13 protein-coding genes are annotated in these 15,130 nt (G+C 49.9%); 8 read left to right on the forward strand and 5 right to left on the reverse strand.

Going from position 1 to position 15,130, the window contains the following annotated elements; all coding sequences use genetic code 11:
• Positions 1-60: 60 nt before the first annotated feature.
• Positions 61-915, reverse strand: coding sequence for an SIMPL domain-containing protein (locus OXH18_RS17640; RefSeq protein ID WP_268608461.1), 855 nt, complete (start codon positions 913-915; stop codon positions 61-63).
• Positions 916-1,136: 221 nt separating this feature from the next.
• Between OXH18_RS17640 and trmD the strand changes: the two genes are divergently transcribed.
• The gene (gene trmD / locus OXH18_RS17645; RefSeq protein WP_268608462.1) at positions 1,137-1,832 is read left to right on the forward strand and encodes a tRNA (guanosine(37)-N1)-methyltransferase TrmD; all 696 of its coding nucleotides are present in this window, start codon (positions 1,137-1,139) and stop codon (positions 1,830-1,832) included.
• Between the two features lie 64 nt (positions 1,833-1,896).
• Here trmD and OXH18_RS17650 read toward each other — a convergent pair whose 3' ends face one another.
• Entirely contained in the window at positions 1,897-3,984 is a 2,088-nt protein-coding gene (locus OXH18_RS17650) for a cation:proton antiporter domain-containing protein (protein WP_268608464.1), read from the reverse strand.
• A 601-nt stretch (positions 3,985-4,585) separates the two neighbouring features.
• On the opposite strand from OXH18_RS17650, the gene OXH18_RS17655 reads away from it, so the two are divergent.
• The 4 genes from OXH18_RS17655 to OXH18_RS17670 all read left to right on the forward strand — a co-directional run bounded on the left by OXH18_RS17655 (position 4,586) and on the right by OXH18_RS17670 (position 8,915).
• Positions 4,586-5,914: an ABC transporter substrate-binding protein gene (locus OXH18_RS17655; protein ID WP_268608466.1), complete on the forward strand. Its 1,329-nt coding sequence runs from the start codon at positions 4,586-4,588 to the stop codon at positions 5,912-5,914.
• Positions 5,911-6,813 (forward strand): carbohydrate ABC transporter permease, encoded by a 903-nt coding sequence (locus OXH18_RS17660; RefSeq protein ID WP_268608467.1) that lies wholly within the window; start codon positions 5,911-5,913, stop codon positions 6,811-6,813. Before OXH18_RS17655 ends, OXH18_RS17660 begins: the two co-directional genes overlap by 4 nt.
• A 3-nt stretch (positions 6,814-6,816) precedes the next feature.
• A complete protein-coding gene (locus tag OXH18_RS17665) occupies positions 6,817-7,701 on the forward strand; it encodes a carbohydrate ABC transporter permease (protein WP_268608468.1) in 885 nt (294 codons plus the stop codon).
• A gap of 122 nt (positions 7,702-7,823) precedes the next feature.
• Complete coding sequence (locus tag OXH18_RS17670; RefSeq protein WP_268608470.1) at positions 7,824-8,915, forward strand: ABC transporter ATP-binding protein; 1,092 nt, start codon at positions 7,824-7,826, stop codon at positions 8,913-8,915.
• Between the two features lie 46 nt (positions 8,916-8,961).
• Here the strand turns inward: OXH18_RS17670 and OXH18_RS17675 are convergent, their stop codons facing one another.
• From OXH18_RS17675 to OXH18_RS17685, 3 genes are all read right to left on the reverse strand, one after another.
• Entirely contained in the window at positions 8,962-9,714 is a 753-nt protein-coding gene (locus tag OXH18_RS17675) for a response regulator transcription factor (RefSeq protein ID WP_268608472.1), read from the reverse strand.
• 183 nt (positions 9,715-9,897) lie between these two features.
• Positions 9,898-10,782: a phytanoyl-CoA dioxygenase family protein gene (locus OXH18_RS17680; RefSeq protein WP_268608473.1), complete on the reverse strand. Its 885-nt coding sequence runs from the start codon at positions 10,780-10,782 to the stop codon at positions 9,898-9,900.
• Positions 10,763-11,707, reverse strand: coding sequence for a phytanoyl-CoA dioxygenase family protein (locus tag OXH18_RS17685; RefSeq protein WP_268608475.1), 945 nt, complete (start codon positions 11,705-11,707; stop codon positions 10,763-10,765). Before OXH18_RS17685 ends, OXH18_RS17680 begins: the two co-directional genes overlap by 20 nt.
• Positions 11,708-11,852: 145 nt before the next feature.
• Here OXH18_RS17685 and OXH18_RS17690 point away from each other — a divergent pair, with 145 nt between their 5' ends.
• The 3 genes from OXH18_RS17690 (at position 11,853) to eat (ending at position 15,106) form a co-directional block, all read left to right on the forward strand.
• The gene (locus OXH18_RS17690) at positions 11,853-12,614 is read left to right on the forward strand and encodes a type 1 glutamine amidotransferase (RefSeq protein WP_268608477.1); all 762 of its coding nucleotides are present in this window, start codon (positions 11,853-11,855) and stop codon (positions 12,612-12,614) included.
• Between the two features lie 8 nt (positions 12,615-12,622).
• A complete protein-coding gene (locus tag OXH18_RS17695) occupies positions 12,623-13,384 on the forward strand; it encodes a FadR/GntR family transcriptional regulator (RefSeq protein ID WP_268608479.1) in 762 nt (253 codons plus the stop codon).
• Between the two features lie 234 nt (positions 13,385-13,618).
• Entirely contained in the window at positions 13,619-15,106 is a 1,488-nt protein-coding gene (eat, locus tag OXH18_RS17700) for an ethanolamine permease (RefSeq protein WP_268608481.1), read from the forward strand.
• Positions 15,107-15,130 lie beyond the last annotated feature (24 nt).

Here is a 15,130-nt window from a genome sequence, read left to right on the forward strand (position 1 = left end):
CCCTATCGTTTCTCTTCCGCATTGGACAAATGAACCGTCTTCAATCCGATCGATTCGATCTTAGTCTTCGATCGAGTAAGTGGCGGTTACTTGTGTGGTAACGCTGACTACAGGCGGCACAGTAGGATCGAAAGGATACCCTCCATACTGAAATGGAGCCGGAGACAGGCTGTCGGGCGTAGGGCACGTTGTGGAATAGCCAAAGTTCCAGCTAGAATAGTCTGCCAACGTTAAGACCTTTCCAAGCTCCACGCCGGCAATATTGGCAAAATCGTTTGCTCGCGTTTCTGCATCGGCGATGGCTGCTCGTCGAGCATCATTTTCTATGGTTGAGCACTGATTGATCGTATAAATCACGCTGCTGCCACTGGGCGAAAACCGTTCGTCCTCAGCCACAACTTGATTGACCCTTGATACGATTTGATTGAGGCGATCGGTGGTGGGTTGCGCCAATGTCAGTTGAATTCTTGCCCCGCCGTAGCTGTTGGGATCGGCAAAAACTCGAATATCACGCTCCGCCACGCCCAAGCTGGTGAGGGCATTGACAATGAATTGCAGTTCACTGGGATTAATTGGGGCAGACGAAACGGGCAGAGTGGTATCAACTGGAACGATCGGATAGTAAAACAGTTGTAAGAGTGCTTGGTCGGCTGGGGCGTTCACTTGCCCAGTCCCAGTAACGGTAAGGCTGCGTTGATTGGTAAAAACCGTGGTTTCAGGGGGAGACGTCTGAGCTAAAAGATCCAAAGACATGTCAGAGGATGGCAACTCTAGTTGAGCAATTTGAGGGGCAGAAGATACTTCTGATCGGTTCTGGGCAAGCGGACTAGCCTGGCTTACCGATGGGATTCCCCATCCACCTGCTAGAATGCCGGCTATCATCATTACGGTTCCAAAGCGTTTGCTTCGCGACATAGATTTACTCGTGAGTCTTCAAAATTGTTCAAAGGGATCGGTTATTTAGAAAAGCTAGTTAAGGTAAAAAGAACTGTTGATGCGATGAGGAGAGAACGCAGGCACATTGGTTATACACAACGGTTATATACAACTAAAACGAGGGCAGTTCCGTACTGTTTCTGCAATTGCTCTTAGAATTCCCACTCTTCTTAAGCTGTAATCATTTTTAAGTAGTAACCATGCGTTTCGACATTGTGACGTTGTTTCCCGATTTCTTTGATTCGCCACTCAGTTCTGGCTTGTTGGGTAAAGCGATCGCGAAACAAATTGCAACCGTTCATTTGGTGAATCCTCGTGATTTCACTACCGACAAGCATCACAAAGTAGACGATGAACCCTATGGCGGCGGCGTGGGGATGTTGATGAAACCAGAACCTATTTTCGCGGCGGTTGAATCTTTACCTGTGTTGCCCCAACGTCAGGTGATTTTACTGACTCCTCAGGGGCAAACCATGAATCAGCGCTTGTTTCAAGAACTAGCGCTTGGCTTTAATCAATTGGTATTAATTTGTGGACATTATGAAGGAATCGATGAGCGGGTGTTGCACTTGGTCGATCGAGAAGTGTCTCTGGGCGATTTTGTGTTGACCTGTGGAGAAATTCCGGCTCTTACCTTGCTGAATGGCGTGATTCGACTTTTACCAGGAACCGTTGGCAAAGAAGAATCCCTTAAACTAGAGAGCTTTGAAGCTGGCTTGCTGGACTATCCTCAATACACTCGCCCGGCTGACTTTCGCGGCTGGAAAGTGCCCGATGTTTTGCTGTCAGGTAATCATCAAGCGATCGCCCAATGGCGAAAAGAACAGCAAATTCAACGCACTCGCGATCGGCGACCGGATTTGTGGGAAGTTTGGGTGAAGGAATGTGGAGAGTAGGGAGTAGGAAGTAGGGAGTGGGGAGTGTACTGCTCTAACTGTCTCTCTTTTATTGCTTCTATTTTCATCCTTTCCTTTCGTCTTGGCTGGGGAAATGCACGATGATCATCGATACGTTTGGATGCTGACGAGCGATCGCTTCGGGTTCTACGCCAAGGGCTGAGGTTCCAAACCGTTCGGGTTGGGTGCCAACGGTCATCATCAGAAGATCGGTAGGCTGTAGGCGTCTCGAGACTTGCCCTACCAGATTACCTTGGATGGGATGGATGGGTAGGTCTGTGGTGAGTCGCTGGCTTGGCTGCCGTCGGGGACGATCGTTGACTACTTGCAGCAGTTGCAGTGTGGCTTTGAGTTCAGAGGCGAGGGTTTGTGCTAAAGACAAGCTTTGTTGCAAGATGGGGTTTTCCTGATCGCCGTCTGGAATCACTAATAGGACTCGTTGAATGGCTTCGATCGCTTGAGGAAAGCGGCTAACCAATACGGGCACTGTGGCCCGACGCAGAACATTGTCGATTACACCACCAAAAAAGTTTTCTCGATAGGTGGAATAGCCTTTCCAACCACAAACAATTAAACTGGCACTGCGTTCTTGGGCAACGCGGACAATGCCCCGATCGATCGATGCATCAACGCGACCAATCGGTTCGACTGGGGTGACGGACGCATGGGCGATCGTTTCTGCGACAGCCAACAGTTGTGTTTGCTGCATTTTAGCTTCTTCTGAAATGGGACCTTTTGCGTCTGACAGCACATGCAACGGTAACAGGGTTCCTCCGGTTGTTTTGGCTAAAATCAGTGCTAGTTGCAGCAAATTATCTTCGGTGTTGGGGTTAGCAACGGGAATCAAAATGCGATAGCGTAACGGTCCAGCCTTGACCGGAGCCGATACTGTCATGCGCTTTCCACTGCGTTTCGTTGTTTCAGCTTTAATTTTGGGTCCCCATCGGGCTGTAATCCAAGGCGAGGCAATGCAGGTAACTAAAATCATGGCGATCGTGCCATTGACGGTTAGCTGATCGACTAAATCAATGTCATAGGCAACGGTAATAGCAGCCAAGGTTGATGCGGCTTGCGCCACCGATAGCCCAAACATAACCATAATGCTCGATCGGGCAAAGCCAAAGAATTTGCCCACTCCCCATGCTGGCAGCAACTTAGCAACCAATGCAACTCCTACCATGGCACCCGATACCAGCAACGATTGTGGATTTTGAATGAGCACTAAGGGGTTGACCAACATCCCGACCGAGATTAGAAAAAATGGCACGAATAGCGTATTACCAATGAACTGAATCCGGTTCATCAAAGGACTAAGCTGCGGAATCAATTGAGTAATAGCAATTCCGGCTAGAAATGCCCCAATAATTGGCTCAATCTCAATCAGTGCGGCTGCATAGGACACCACCAACAACGTGGCAAATACAAAGGTGAATTCGGCTCCTTCGTCGTGGCCAAAGCGACGAAAAAACCAACGCCCTACTTTAGGCACGCCCCACAGTGTGGCGAAGGTATAAAGCGCAAGAGAAGGAATGAGAAATAGCCAAAATCCCAAATTTAAGTCACCTTGATGAGACTTAACGACGACCGCTAAAACCAGCAGCGCTAACACATTGGTAATGAGGGTTGCTCCTAGTGTAGCCGTGACAGCCTGCGATCGCATGATGCCAAATTTTGACGCGAGCGGCAGCGCTACCAACGTGTGGGAGGCAAAGCAGGACGCCACTAGGACAGCCGCCAAAAAACTATAGCCCAACCCCTGCATCACCACCGTGCCCATCAGCATCGGTACACCAAAGGTTGCCAATCCAAAAATCACTGCCTTATCTGCGTTGTACTTCAAGTCATCTAAGCTGGTTTCCAATCCGGCCATGAACATCAGGAACAATAACCCCACCGTTCCCAACAGCACGATCGTATTATCTCGCTCTAAAATTCCTAGTCCGTTTGGCCCAATGACCACACCAGCTAAAATCAAGCCAACAATTCCGGGGAGTCGAATGCGCTCGAATAAGAGGGGAGCCACCAACATGATGGCCATGATGATCAAAAATACCCCAACTGGATCGGTGACAGGATTCCCGAACACCGAAGGACTTAAAAATTGGGTTAACCATTGCCAACTACTCTCCAAACTTGCCCAAACCCTTCCCATGATGATGACGTTTCCTTGGTGTCCAACATCCTCATCTATTCAAGCATGAGTTTGGGAAGCGCGGAAAAACACGAGGGTAGTTTAGGAAGGGCCGAATGAATAGAAATCTACCTTGTAGTAGAGGCATTGAGATCACAAGTTCTAATATATCTAGCTATGCATTAAATAGTTTCTAGTGTAGTGCTGTGCCATCAATTCTGCGATTTCTTGATGCTAAGCACTGATATTCGATCGCTTGCTTATTACTAAGCTTGAAGTCAAGAATTTGTCAATTTGATTTCTGAAGTTCAATGCAAAAGAATCTAAACTTTTTTTACATTCCTTCTCATTCAAATTGAAATTTATTCTAAATTTAAAAGGATATTCGTTGGCTAAAGCTGAGCATTGTTGAGGCTTTTAGGCTGCAAATGCAATAGCAATAGCTCAAAGGCTGAATGCATTTGTTGCCCAATTGAAGAGTCTCTGGGCTGAAAAATACACCCATCAACTGGAGCGATCGACTCACTGGTGCTTTCGATTCAAAATCAACTAGGCGTTCTTCAAAATTTGAAGTGCGGCACCTTTTTTCTGCAACATTTTATCCTTGCGTCGTCTACTTTCTATGAATGTTAATTTACTCATTCATCGCTTAAAACGGTTGCTGTTGAGCAGGTTGCCATCACGATTGTGGCTAGTGCTCACAGGAATTGGAGTGGCGCTCAGCATTGTGTTCTATGCGGCGATCGCCTTCTCCCAGCAACCTGTTGTGCTTTCTATGTTAATGCCTGCCCTCGATGCGGCTTCAGCCCGGGTGGTTGTAGAAGAATTTGAGGCCCAGAACCCCAACATCCGGCTGAACTTAGTCGAAGGTCCCGCGGCGTCTAACTTGATTGAAGACCTATACACGTCTTCTTTTTTGTTGGGCGATTCGCCCTATGACCTAGTGGTAATGGATGTGGTCTGGCTCCCTAAATTTGCCGCAGCGGGTTGGCTAGTAGACATGACCGACCAGATTCCCGAATCTGAATTAGCCGACTTTTTGCCGGCGGATTTAGAAGGCGGCAGGTATCAAGGACGGCTGTACCGCTTGCCATTTCGCACCGATGTTGGGCTACTGTACTATCGCACTGATCTATTGGAACAAGCGGGATTGCAGCCACCTGAAACTTTTGATGATTTGCTGACAGCGTCGCGCACTATCCAGGAAGCAGGAGAGGCGCAGTGGGGTTATGTATGGCAAGGGCGACAGTATGAAGGGCTGGTGGCCATGTTCGTCGAGGTGTTGTCGGGAGCTGGTGGCTTTTGGGTCAACCCTGAGACGCTGGAGGTTGGCTTAGACCGCCCTGAAACCTTGAAGGCGATCGAGTTTCTGCGCAATACCGTTGCTCAAGGTGTTTCTCCACCAGGGGTCACGACCTATCAAGAAGACGAAGCCCGGCGGCTGTTCCAAAGTGGCAATGTAGTGTTTATGCGCAACTGGCCCTATGCCTACCCGCTGGGTAATGAAGACGGGTCAGCAATTCAAGGACGATTTGACATTAGACCGATGGTGCATGCCCCGGGGCAAGATGGAGCGGGCTGCTTAGGGGGTTGGGGGCTAGGAATCTCCCACACAACGCCACACCCAGAGGAGGCGCTGCAAGTGGTGCGCTTTTTTGCCGGGCCTCAAGGGCAAAAACTGACGGCGCTGGCTAATGGCCATTTGCCGACAATTCGATCGCTCTACAACGATCCAGAGATTGTAGCGCAATATCCCTACTATCCTGATTTGCTGGAAGTGCTAGAACGTGGCGTTTTACGTCCGCCAGTGGCGCAATATGCCCAAGCCTCGGATATTTTGCAGCGCTATCTTAGTGCAGCGTTAACGGGTCGTATGAATCCTGAAGCCGCCATGAAGTCAGCCGCTGATGAAACTCGTCGATTACTAGAGGCAGGAGCCGCCGCATCATGACAAGTACGATTCGATCTCGCGAAAAACGCACTGGATGGCTATTGTTAGCTCCGGCATTGCTGATTTTGGCAGCAGTGTATGCCTACCCCATCGCTCGATCGTTCTGGCTGAGTTTGTTCACACAGAACCTAGGAACCCAGTTGCAACCTGTGTTTAATGGCTTGGGTAACTATGGACGCATGGCTCAAGATGGGCGCTTTTGGCAGACCATCAGTAACACGATGGTGTTTACCATTTCATCGCTGGTGTTGGAATTAATCTTAGGCTTAGCCATTGCGCTGGTGTTGAATCAAGCTTTCAAAGGACGGGGAGCAGTGCGGACGATCGCCATTCTGCCCTGGGCCTTGCCAACAGCACTAATTGCCGCGACGTGGGCTTGGATTTTTAACGACCAGTTTGGTGTGGTCAATGACCTGCTACTGCGGTTGGGGGTGATTGATACTGGCATCAACTGGTTGGGCAATCCGGTTCCGGCGATGGTATCCGTCGTGATTGCCGATGTTTGGAAAACCACCTCGTTTGTGGCCATTTTGCTCTTGGCGGGCTTGCAGTCTATTTCGGGTGATCTTTATGAAGCGCATGCGATGGACGGAGCTACCCCCTGGCAGAGCTTCCGCCAAATTACCCTACCGATGCTGATGCCACAGATTTTGATTGCCACGCTGTTTCGCTTTGCCCAAGCTTTCGGCATCTTCGACTTGATTCAGGTGATGACCGGAGGGGGACCTGGTGGCGCCACGGAAACCGTTTCCATCTATGTCTACGCCACGGTGATGCGCTATCTCGACTTTGGCTATGGAGCCGCACTGGTGGTTGTCACTTTCTTGATTTTGATTGCTGTTGTGGCGTTGGCGGCTCTGTTCTTGTCTAAACTTCGTAGTGCTGCGGGAGAAAACTAGGTTATGACCACCATTACCCCTGCTGATCCACAGGTACAACCTCAATCCAAAGAGTCGAGCTTTCCCTGGCGCAAAATTCTGTTTGCGATCGCCGTTGTCGCCATTGTTATCTTCAGCCTAGCCCCCATTCTTTGGCAAGTATTGACCTCGTTCAAAACCAACGAAGACATTTCGGCGGTTCCCAATGTTTACTTTCCCACTCGGCTGACGCTGCAACATTACATTGAGATTTTTGCCCGGCGCCCCTTTCTCAACTACATGCTCAACAGTGCCTTTGTCGCCATTACTTCAACGCTGTTGTGTTTGCTGCTGGGAACCCCAGCGGCCTATGCCTTGGCGCGGTTGCGCTTGCCCGGAGAGCGAATTGTGCTGGCGATCGTGCTTGTGGTGACGTTGTTCCCATATATTCTGCTGTTTCTAGGGCTGCTGGAAATTGTTCGAGCCACTGGTCTAGCCAATAATTTCCTAGCGTTGATTGTTCCCTATACAGCAATGAACGTACCGCTGACCATATTAGTGATGCGCAGTTTCTTTCAGCAGCTTCCTCGTGACCTAGAAGACTCGGCCAAGGTCGATGGCTATACCACCTGGGGAATGTTGGCCAAGATTCTGATGCCCATGACGGTTCCAGCCTTGGTCACTACTGGTATTCTCACCTTTATTGCCGCCTGGAATGAATTTTTGTTTGCGCTTACCTTCATCACCCGCGAGTCGATGAAGACCATTCCTGTCGCTGTGGCTCAACTCAGCGGCAGTAGCGTCTTTGAGATTCCCTATGGTGCTCAGGCAGCGGCTACGGTGGTTGGGACAATTCCGCTGGTGATTCTCGTTCTCCTCTTCCAACGCCGTATTGTGCAAGGTCTGACTTCCGGCGCGGTGAAAGGATAAGTCAAGAGAGAAAGGATAAAAATCAAGAAGTGAGTTTGATACTTTAGCCTTTTGCTTTCCTACTGCCCCCAGTCTCTAATTCCCAACTCCCAGTTCCTAATCCCTAACCCCTTAATAGAACTATGGCCAAACTTGAACTGATTCACCTCAATAAAACCTATTCACCCAAGATTATTCCCGTTAAGGATGTTAGCCTTAGCGTGGACGACGGTGAATTTTTGACGTTGCTGGGACCTTCTGGATGTGGTAAATCTACCATTCTGCGGCTGATTGCCGGGCTGGAACAACCCACCCATGGCGAAATTCGGATTAATGGTCGTGATGTCACCAATGCTCCGCCGGGCGATCGCAATATTGCGATGGTGTTCCAAAGCTACGCGCTCTATCCGCACATGTCGGTATATGACAACATTGCGTCTGGGCTAAAGCTGAAAAAAGTGCCATCCGAAGAAATTCGAGTCCGCATTGAGCAGGTGAGCGATTTCTTGGGACTAGGTAGCCTGATGCAACGCAAGCCCGGTCAGCTTTCCGGAGGACAACGACAGCGAGTCGCGTTGGGACGGGCGTTGGTACGGCAACCAGATGTGTTTTTGTTAGATGAACCGTTAAGCAACCTAGATGCCCTACTGCGGGAACAAGTTCGGGCGGAACTGAAACAAATTTTTGAGACTCAAAACACGCCTGTTGTCTATGTAACGCACGATCAAACCGAAGCAATGACCCTGTCTACGAAAGTTGCGGTGCTCTATAATGGCGATTTGCAACAACTAGATTCGCCTCGGCGGATTTACACCCATCCTGCGAACCGATTTGTGGCGGGGTTTGTAGGTAGCCCCCAAATGAACTTGTTGGATCTGAGGTGCGACGGCCGGTTTGCGATTTTGGGGAATTATAAGATTCCCTTACCGAACGGACTACAGTCGCCGGGGCATATTGTGTTGGGAATTCGACCGGAGCATGTACGGCTCGCCGATGCGAGTGATAGCCATCCGATCGCTGCAAAGGTCATCTTAAAAGAAAACCTAGGAATGAGTGATTTGATTAGCACTCGTGTGGATGGAGCCGAGAACTTGTTGCTGCGGGCCTTATTGCCCAGCGATCGTCCTTGGCAAGAAGAATCTATCAAACTAACGTTGCCATTAGACGCCATTCATTGGTTCCATCCCGATACGGGCGAACGGTTAAACAGTGAGAACCTACAGGTGGTTCGATAGAACCGCTCGACATCCTCTGGCGAGAAGGCTGCGATCGCTCAGAGGATTAGAGTTCAGAGGGTTCAACATCGTCTGAAGTTGAGGACGCTTGCCCTCCAGTTGTTGGTAGCTCCAGGCAATAACCAGCACCATACACGGTTTTGATGTAACGAGGATGACGAGGATCAGGTTCTAGCTTGGTGCGTAGATGACGAACGTGTACGCGAATGGTTTCAATGTCGTCATTGGGATCGTATCCCCATACCTCTTTGAGAATCTCACTTGGCGATACGGTTTGTCCGTGGCGCTGAAGCAAACAGTGTAACAGTTCAAACTCTAAATGCGTCAGTTTAACAGTGTGATCAAACCAAATGGCTTCAAGCCGCTCCGGCACGAGGGTGAGTGGCCCGAAGTTGAGAATTTCGGTATGTTTCGCCGCTTGAGGAATGCGATCGGTTCGCCGCAGTAACGCCCGCACCCGCGCTAACATTTCCTCAATCTCGAAGGGTTTAGTCAAGTAATCATCAGCCCCAGCATTAAAGCCTTCGACTTTATCTTGAGTTTGCCCCAGCGCCGTCAACATCAACACTGGAATATCGGCCGTGCGATCGTCTCGGCGAAGACGCTGACACACCGTAAAACCATCTACCTTCGGCAGCATTAAGTCCAACATAATTAGATCAGGAATTAGCTGGAGTGCTAAAGCCTGACCTTTAATACCATCTGGCGCTTGGCTCACGTCATACCCAGCCATCTCTAGGTTGACCGCGACCAATTCCGAAATTGCAGGATCATCATCGATGACAAGTATACGAGGCATTTCTACAGGTATTGCGTTGTTTTCATGGATAATGGCTAGCCATTAGGAATCTGTATCGGAATAAAAAGATTCCTGTACAGATTATAAGCAAGGATTCTAAATTCTTTCTAAGCATGTCAAATCTATCAATTTATGTAGAAGATTTAACACTGCTTTTATGCCGATCGGCTGCCAGACCTGCAACTAGCAAATTGCCAAAATATCTGAGCAATATTCCTTGACCATGGGCGATCGAGCGCCTGTGTTCGTCCACAACACTGGGAAAAAGCTGTCGTCTAAGGTAGAACTGTTAGCACAACGGTAGCGGCTGAAAATATAACCCACCCCTGTCCCTGGGGGTTGAAAGCAAGCATTGACCGGCAAGGTGCTGATGGCAAAACTGCGCCGCCATTGATTGGTTGTATTGCATCCAGACCCATGCCACAGGTCGCCATGCAGAAATACACAGCCGCCAGCCGGTAATTCGATTGGCACAATGGTAGAGCGATCGATTTTGGCATCCCGTGCGGCTTGCCACAGTGGTTGGCGATAATCTCCTTCGGGCGCATGCACAAAGCGAAACTGATCGGAGCCAGGCCAGTGATGCGATCCGGGAACAACTTCTAAGGTACCCATTTGTGCCGTGATGGAGTTGAGGGCAATCCAACAGGTGACAATGGCCGCCGGATCAATGCAACTAACGTAGGTAGAGTTGCGATGAAATGCGACTTCGGGTGCGTTGGGCGGCTTTAGCCAACAGCTATCCATCGCCAAGCGTGCGCCAGACCAGCCTGCCAGGGTTGCATTCAGTCGCGCCACCTCAGCCGACAACGACAAACTGGCCACGGTTCGATCGCAGCGCCACAGTCCAACCATCTGCCGCGTTGCATGGGGACGGCTTAGTCCGGGGCGTCCGTGCCATTCATCCGGATAAATGCCTGTTTCTAAGCGGGTAGCAAATAGGGGATCAAGCCGATCGTCAATGTGCTTCACCACCTCAAGGGGCAAAAACCGATCGAGGATGAGAAATCCTTGCTGGCGAAACTGAAGAATTTGCGCCTCGCTGAATTCAATAGGTTGATAGCGCATGATTCTGTGACTCCCCGATTATCCAAGCCTGCTCTCGATCGTCCTCGTCTAAGTCATTTTCCTGTAAACAATAATTCTGTAAGAAGGGCGTGCGGTAGCCATCTTGTTGCCAAGCGATTGGAAAAAAGCTTTCATCCATTGTGTCATCGCCAAAGCGTTTGTAGCGCCCTGGCAAATAGCCACCAGGAACATAAGTGCCAGTAGACTTAAACCGCGCCGTTGAGGGAATATGCGAAATGACCAAACTGCGACGGAGGAAATTGGGCTTGAGGTTTTTACCAGAGCCGTGCCACATGTGCCCATGATGAAAGGCACAGTCCCCTGGATTCAGCGATAATTGCAGAACAGTAGGGGTTTCAATCCCAGCCCGCTTAGCGGCTTGTTCCATCTCGCTGCGATAGCCCCTACTAGTGGCATGAAATTCTGCAACGGTTTGCGATAACGTCCAGCGGTGGGAACCAGGAACATATTCGATCGTGCTGGCTCCAGGCATGGCGGGGCTGAGAGCCAACCAACAAATCACCAAGTCCTGGGGTGTGTGATAGTGGCAGTACATCGAGTCTTGATGATGCGTTGTTTCGGATGCGCCATAGGGTTTCATCCATAGGCTATCGGTTAAGACTCGCGTTCCGCTCCAGCCGCCCAAGCTGGCGCTGATTTCAGCCAACTCGGCTGAAAATACTACCGACGCAAAAGCCCGATCGCTTTTCCAGACATTGCTCATTTGTCCAGATGCTCCCGGTAGTCCCAACCGTGGGTTCCAATACCACTCGTCTGGATAAACACCCGTTTCAAAGTTGCCTGCAAACAGCGATTCCACTCGATCGGCTAAGCGTTGCATCCGCGCCGGATTCATGAGATTGCGGACAACTAAGAAGCCATCGCGGTGAAATTGCTCAATTTGGTCAGAAGTGATCAGCGACATAGACAGAATGAAATTAGGTAGAGTTGCTACCCGATAGCAGGAACGATAGCAGAAAAAATGGTATGAAGTTGTACCATTCAACTTACCATTCAACTTAAAATGTTCACGATTGGCAATTCGTAGCTGGCAATACCAACAGAAATTTATGCAACTTGCTGCAACCAATCCGCCAAAGATACTTGTAATTCGCCATGAGGCTTGCACTAGCTTAGGGCTATTGGGGCAAGCGCTCTCCCCCGATCACAGAGTTCACTATCTCAATTTCTTTCAAGGTGAGCAGTTAACGGATGTGATTACCGACTACTCGCACTTGGTTGTGTTAGGTGGAGCCATCAGTGCCTACGAAGCCGATCGCCATTCCTTTCTGCATGACGAATTTCACCTGATTGAAACGGCGATGGCGGCTGAAATTCCTACGCTTGGAATTTGTCTAGGGGCGCAGATTTTAGCCAAAGTTTTAGGAGCTAATGTCTATCGTGGCGCTGCTGGACGAGAAGCTGGTTGGTGTGAGGTAGAGTTACTAGAGGCTGCTAGTCGGGATCGGTTGCTGCGCTCGTTTCCCAAACGGTTTCGCGTGTTTCAATCGCACCAAGACACCTTTGAGATTCCGACTGGAGCGGTGCGGCTGGCCCAAAGTGCTCAATATCCCAATCAAGCTTTTTGCTATGGCGATCGGATATGGGCGTTACAATTTCATCTAGAGTTTGACGAGCATGTGTTAACCGATTGCGCCGCCGTCATTACCCAAGAACTCTACGACAGTGGTATTCACACTACCACCGTCTCAGATTTACTAGCAGCAGCGAAACGTCATTCTCCTGCCGTTGCCCCCCTTGCCCATCAATTCATGCAGCAGTTTTTTCAACTTCCAACCCTCAATTCCCAATCCCCCAACCCTAACTCTTAATCCCCTTCATGCCTACCCCGCGCCACGTATCCAGTCCTATTAGCCAGCGATCGACTCAGCGATCGGCCGATGCGTTGTTGCGAGGCCCTAAGCCCACCATTAATCCCTTTGAAGTCACCCTAGAGCGACTGGGATCGGCTATTAAAATGGGACTATATGAGCCGGGCGATCAACTGCCTAGTGAACGAGACATCGCCAAATTGATGGGGATCAGTCGGGCAACGGTGCGGGAAGCAATTCGCCTCCTAGTGGAACAAGGCATTCTTACGGTAAAGCGGGGGCGATCGGGCGGTACGTTTGTTTCTGAAAACCCGCCCTCAGAAGCGCTGTTGGAGTTGCGACGACGACTTCATACCAGTGGTGCTACTTTATCTGAAATTTTGGATCATCGTTTGGTGGTCGAAACTGGAATTGTGGAACTGGCGGCCCAACGTGCACAAGCCGATCAATTAGAAGAATTGCAAGCGTTAGTGAATGTGATGCAGCAGGCCGATAGTTACGCGGTTTATCGCAAACTAGACATTCGCTTTCATCTATTAATTGCCAAAGCGACGCAAACGAATCGACTTCCGGCGATCGTAGCTGACATTCACTCAGAATTATCGGACTTACTGCAAACGGCTCCCTATAGCCGCTCTCAACAAAGCCACTCGACGCAACAACATCAAGAGATTCTTGATGCGATGCAGCAGCAAGATGGAGTTTCCGCCAGAGAGGTGATGCAAGAACATATCCTTGCAACCAACAGCTTTTTGAAGGGATTACTCTAAAGCCAGTTCAGCTAAGCTTAAGATTTCAATCACTTTGTATTTGCAGTTACTAATTTACAATCAGGGACAGCGTACGTTTTAATGGTACGATTTCATACCATTGGTTCCCGAAAACGACACGCAGATCTTAGGGGAGTGAACCTATTCTAGAGCCATTGCTCCAAGACTGGAGCGCGTCGTGGTGACAAAACGATACTGCTAAAATCTTGACGTTATTCTCACAAGTGAGGGTGTATGGCAAATAAACCGCCGAAAGGAATTGCCCGGTACGAGAATGTGGGAGATGAATACTTGCAAAAACGGCAGCTACGCCGCAGTGCCGGATGGGTTCTGCTGTGGGCGCTCGGGGTCGGGGCGGTCATCTCTGGCGATTTCTTTGGTTGGAATTTTGGATTGGCGGCAGGCGGCTTTTGGGGACTGGCGATCGCCACGTTTCTCATGGCCATCATGTATCTGTGCCTCGTCTTTTGCATTGCAGAATTATCAGCAGCATTACCTCATGCCGGAGGGTCCTATGCTTTCACCCGCTATGCTTTTGGTCCCTTGGGCGGCTACCTGAACGGCATTACTGACCTAATTGAGTACATTCTGGCCACCTCTGTGGTAGTGGTTGGGATTGGTGGCTACCTACAAACCCTAATACCAGGCATTCCATTGTTGTTTTGGTGGTTGCTCGCTTATGCCGTGTTTGTGGCAATCAACATTCGCGGGGTAGAACTAACCCTGAAAGTTGCACTCGTCATTACGCTGCTGGCAGTTGCCATGTTGGTGTTGTTCTATGTCGGGGCGATTGGGTCGGGTGCGTTTGATCCGGCCTTGTTGTTTAATTTAGAACCCGATCCGGGGCAATCTGCCACGTGGTTGCCCAGGGGATGGTTTGGCGTATTTGCCGCTTTGCCATTCGCGATTTGGTTCTACTTGGCGATCGAGCAGCTTCCCCTGGCAGCCGAAGAAACCCATAATGTGGCGCGAGATATCCCAAGGGCAATTGTGTGGGGCATTGTGACGCTGCTGATTTTGTCGCTGTTTACCTTGGTGCTGAACTCAGGGGTTGGCGGTGGGGTCGCGGCGATCGGCGAATCGGCGGCTCCGCTTAGTGATGGCTTTCAAGCGGTGTTTGGATCGGGGGTGACAACCGTTGTTTTAACGCTGATTGCCCTGACTGGATTAATTGCCAGCTTCCACACCGTCATTTATGCCTATGGACGAGTGCTGTTTGCCCTATCGCGGGCAGGCTATATTCCCCGCTGGATCTCTGTCACCGGACGGTTTCACACCCCAGCCAGAGCACTGATTTTGGGCGCAGTCATTGGGATTTTGTGTGCACTGTTGATCGATCGCTTTAGCAGCACCTTGGGCGCGGCATTACTCAATATGTCGGTGTTTGGAGCCGTCATTACCTATACGCTGATTTTCTTTACCTATATCAAGCTGCGGTTAGCGCGTCCTGATTTACATCGTCCTTACAAAAGTCCAGTGGGCTTGACTGGGGCGATCGTAGGAGCGATGTTATCGATTCTGGCACTGTTTGCTTGCTTCTCAATTCCCGATTATCGTCCTGGAGTTTGGGGAACGTTGATTTTTCTCATTGTGGCCGTGCTGTATTTTCTGCTGTACAGTCGCCATAAGTTAGTGGCGCAAGCCCCTGAAGAGGAAGATGCCCTGTTGGGACGTGCCCTTCGGGAAATCGATCATCCACATGGTATTGATTTGCAGCGATAACGTTGCCGTTATCATTTCGTCTGT

Source organism: Thermocoleostomius sinensis A174 (genome assembly GCF_026802175.1).
In the GTDB taxonomy this organism is placed as follows: Bacteria; Cyanobacteriota; Cyanobacteriia; order Elainellales; family Elainellaceae; genus Thermocoleostomius; species Thermocoleostomius sinensis.

Coding starts and splice junctions, on each gene's coding strand:
- OXH18_RS17640 (WP_268608461.1), bottom strand. CDS start 915: ATGTCGCGAAGCAAACGCTTTGGAACCGTAATGATGATAGCCGGCATT.
- trmD (WP_268608462.1), top strand. CDS start 1,137: ATGCGTTTCGACATTGTGACGTTGTTTCCCGATTTCTTTGATTCGCCA.
- OXH18_RS17650 (WP_268608464.1), bottom strand. CDS start 3,984: ATGGGAAGGGTTTGGGCAAGTTTGGAGAGTAGTTGGCAATGGTTAACC.
- OXH18_RS17655 (WP_268608466.1), top strand. CDS start 4,586: ATGAATGTTAATTTACTCATTCATCGCTTAAAACGGTTGCTGTTGAGC.
- OXH18_RS17660 (WP_268608467.1), top strand. CDS start 5,911: ATGACAAGTACGATTCGATCTCGCGAAAAACGCACTGGATGGCTATTG.
- OXH18_RS17665 (WP_268608468.1), top strand. CDS start 6,817: ATGACCACCATTACCCCTGCTGATCCACAGGTACAACCTCAATCCAAA.
- OXH18_RS17670 (WP_268608470.1), top strand. CDS start 7,824: ATGGCCAAACTTGAACTGATTCACCTCAATAAAACCTATTCACCCAAG.
- OXH18_RS17675 (WP_268608472.1), bottom strand. CDS start 9,714: ATGCCTCGTATACTTGTCATCGATGATGATCCTGCAATTTCGGAATTG.
- OXH18_RS17680 (WP_268608473.1), bottom strand. CDS start 10,782: ATGCGCTATCAACCTATTGAATTCAGCGAGGCGCAAATTCTTCAGTTT.
- OXH18_RS17685 (WP_268608475.1), bottom strand. CDS start 11,707: ATGTCGCTGATCACTTCTGACCAAATTGAGCAATTTCACCGCGATGGC.
- OXH18_RS17690 (WP_268608477.1), top strand. CDS start 11,853: ATGCAACTTGCTGCAACCAATCCGCCAAAGATACTTGTAATTCGCCAT.
- OXH18_RS17695 (WP_268608479.1), top strand. CDS start 12,623: ATGCCTACCCCGCGCCACGTATCCAGTCCTATTAGCCAGCGATCGACT.
- eat (WP_268608481.1), top strand. CDS start 13,619: ATGGCAAATAAACCGCCGAAAGGAATTGCCCGGTACGAGAATGTGGGA.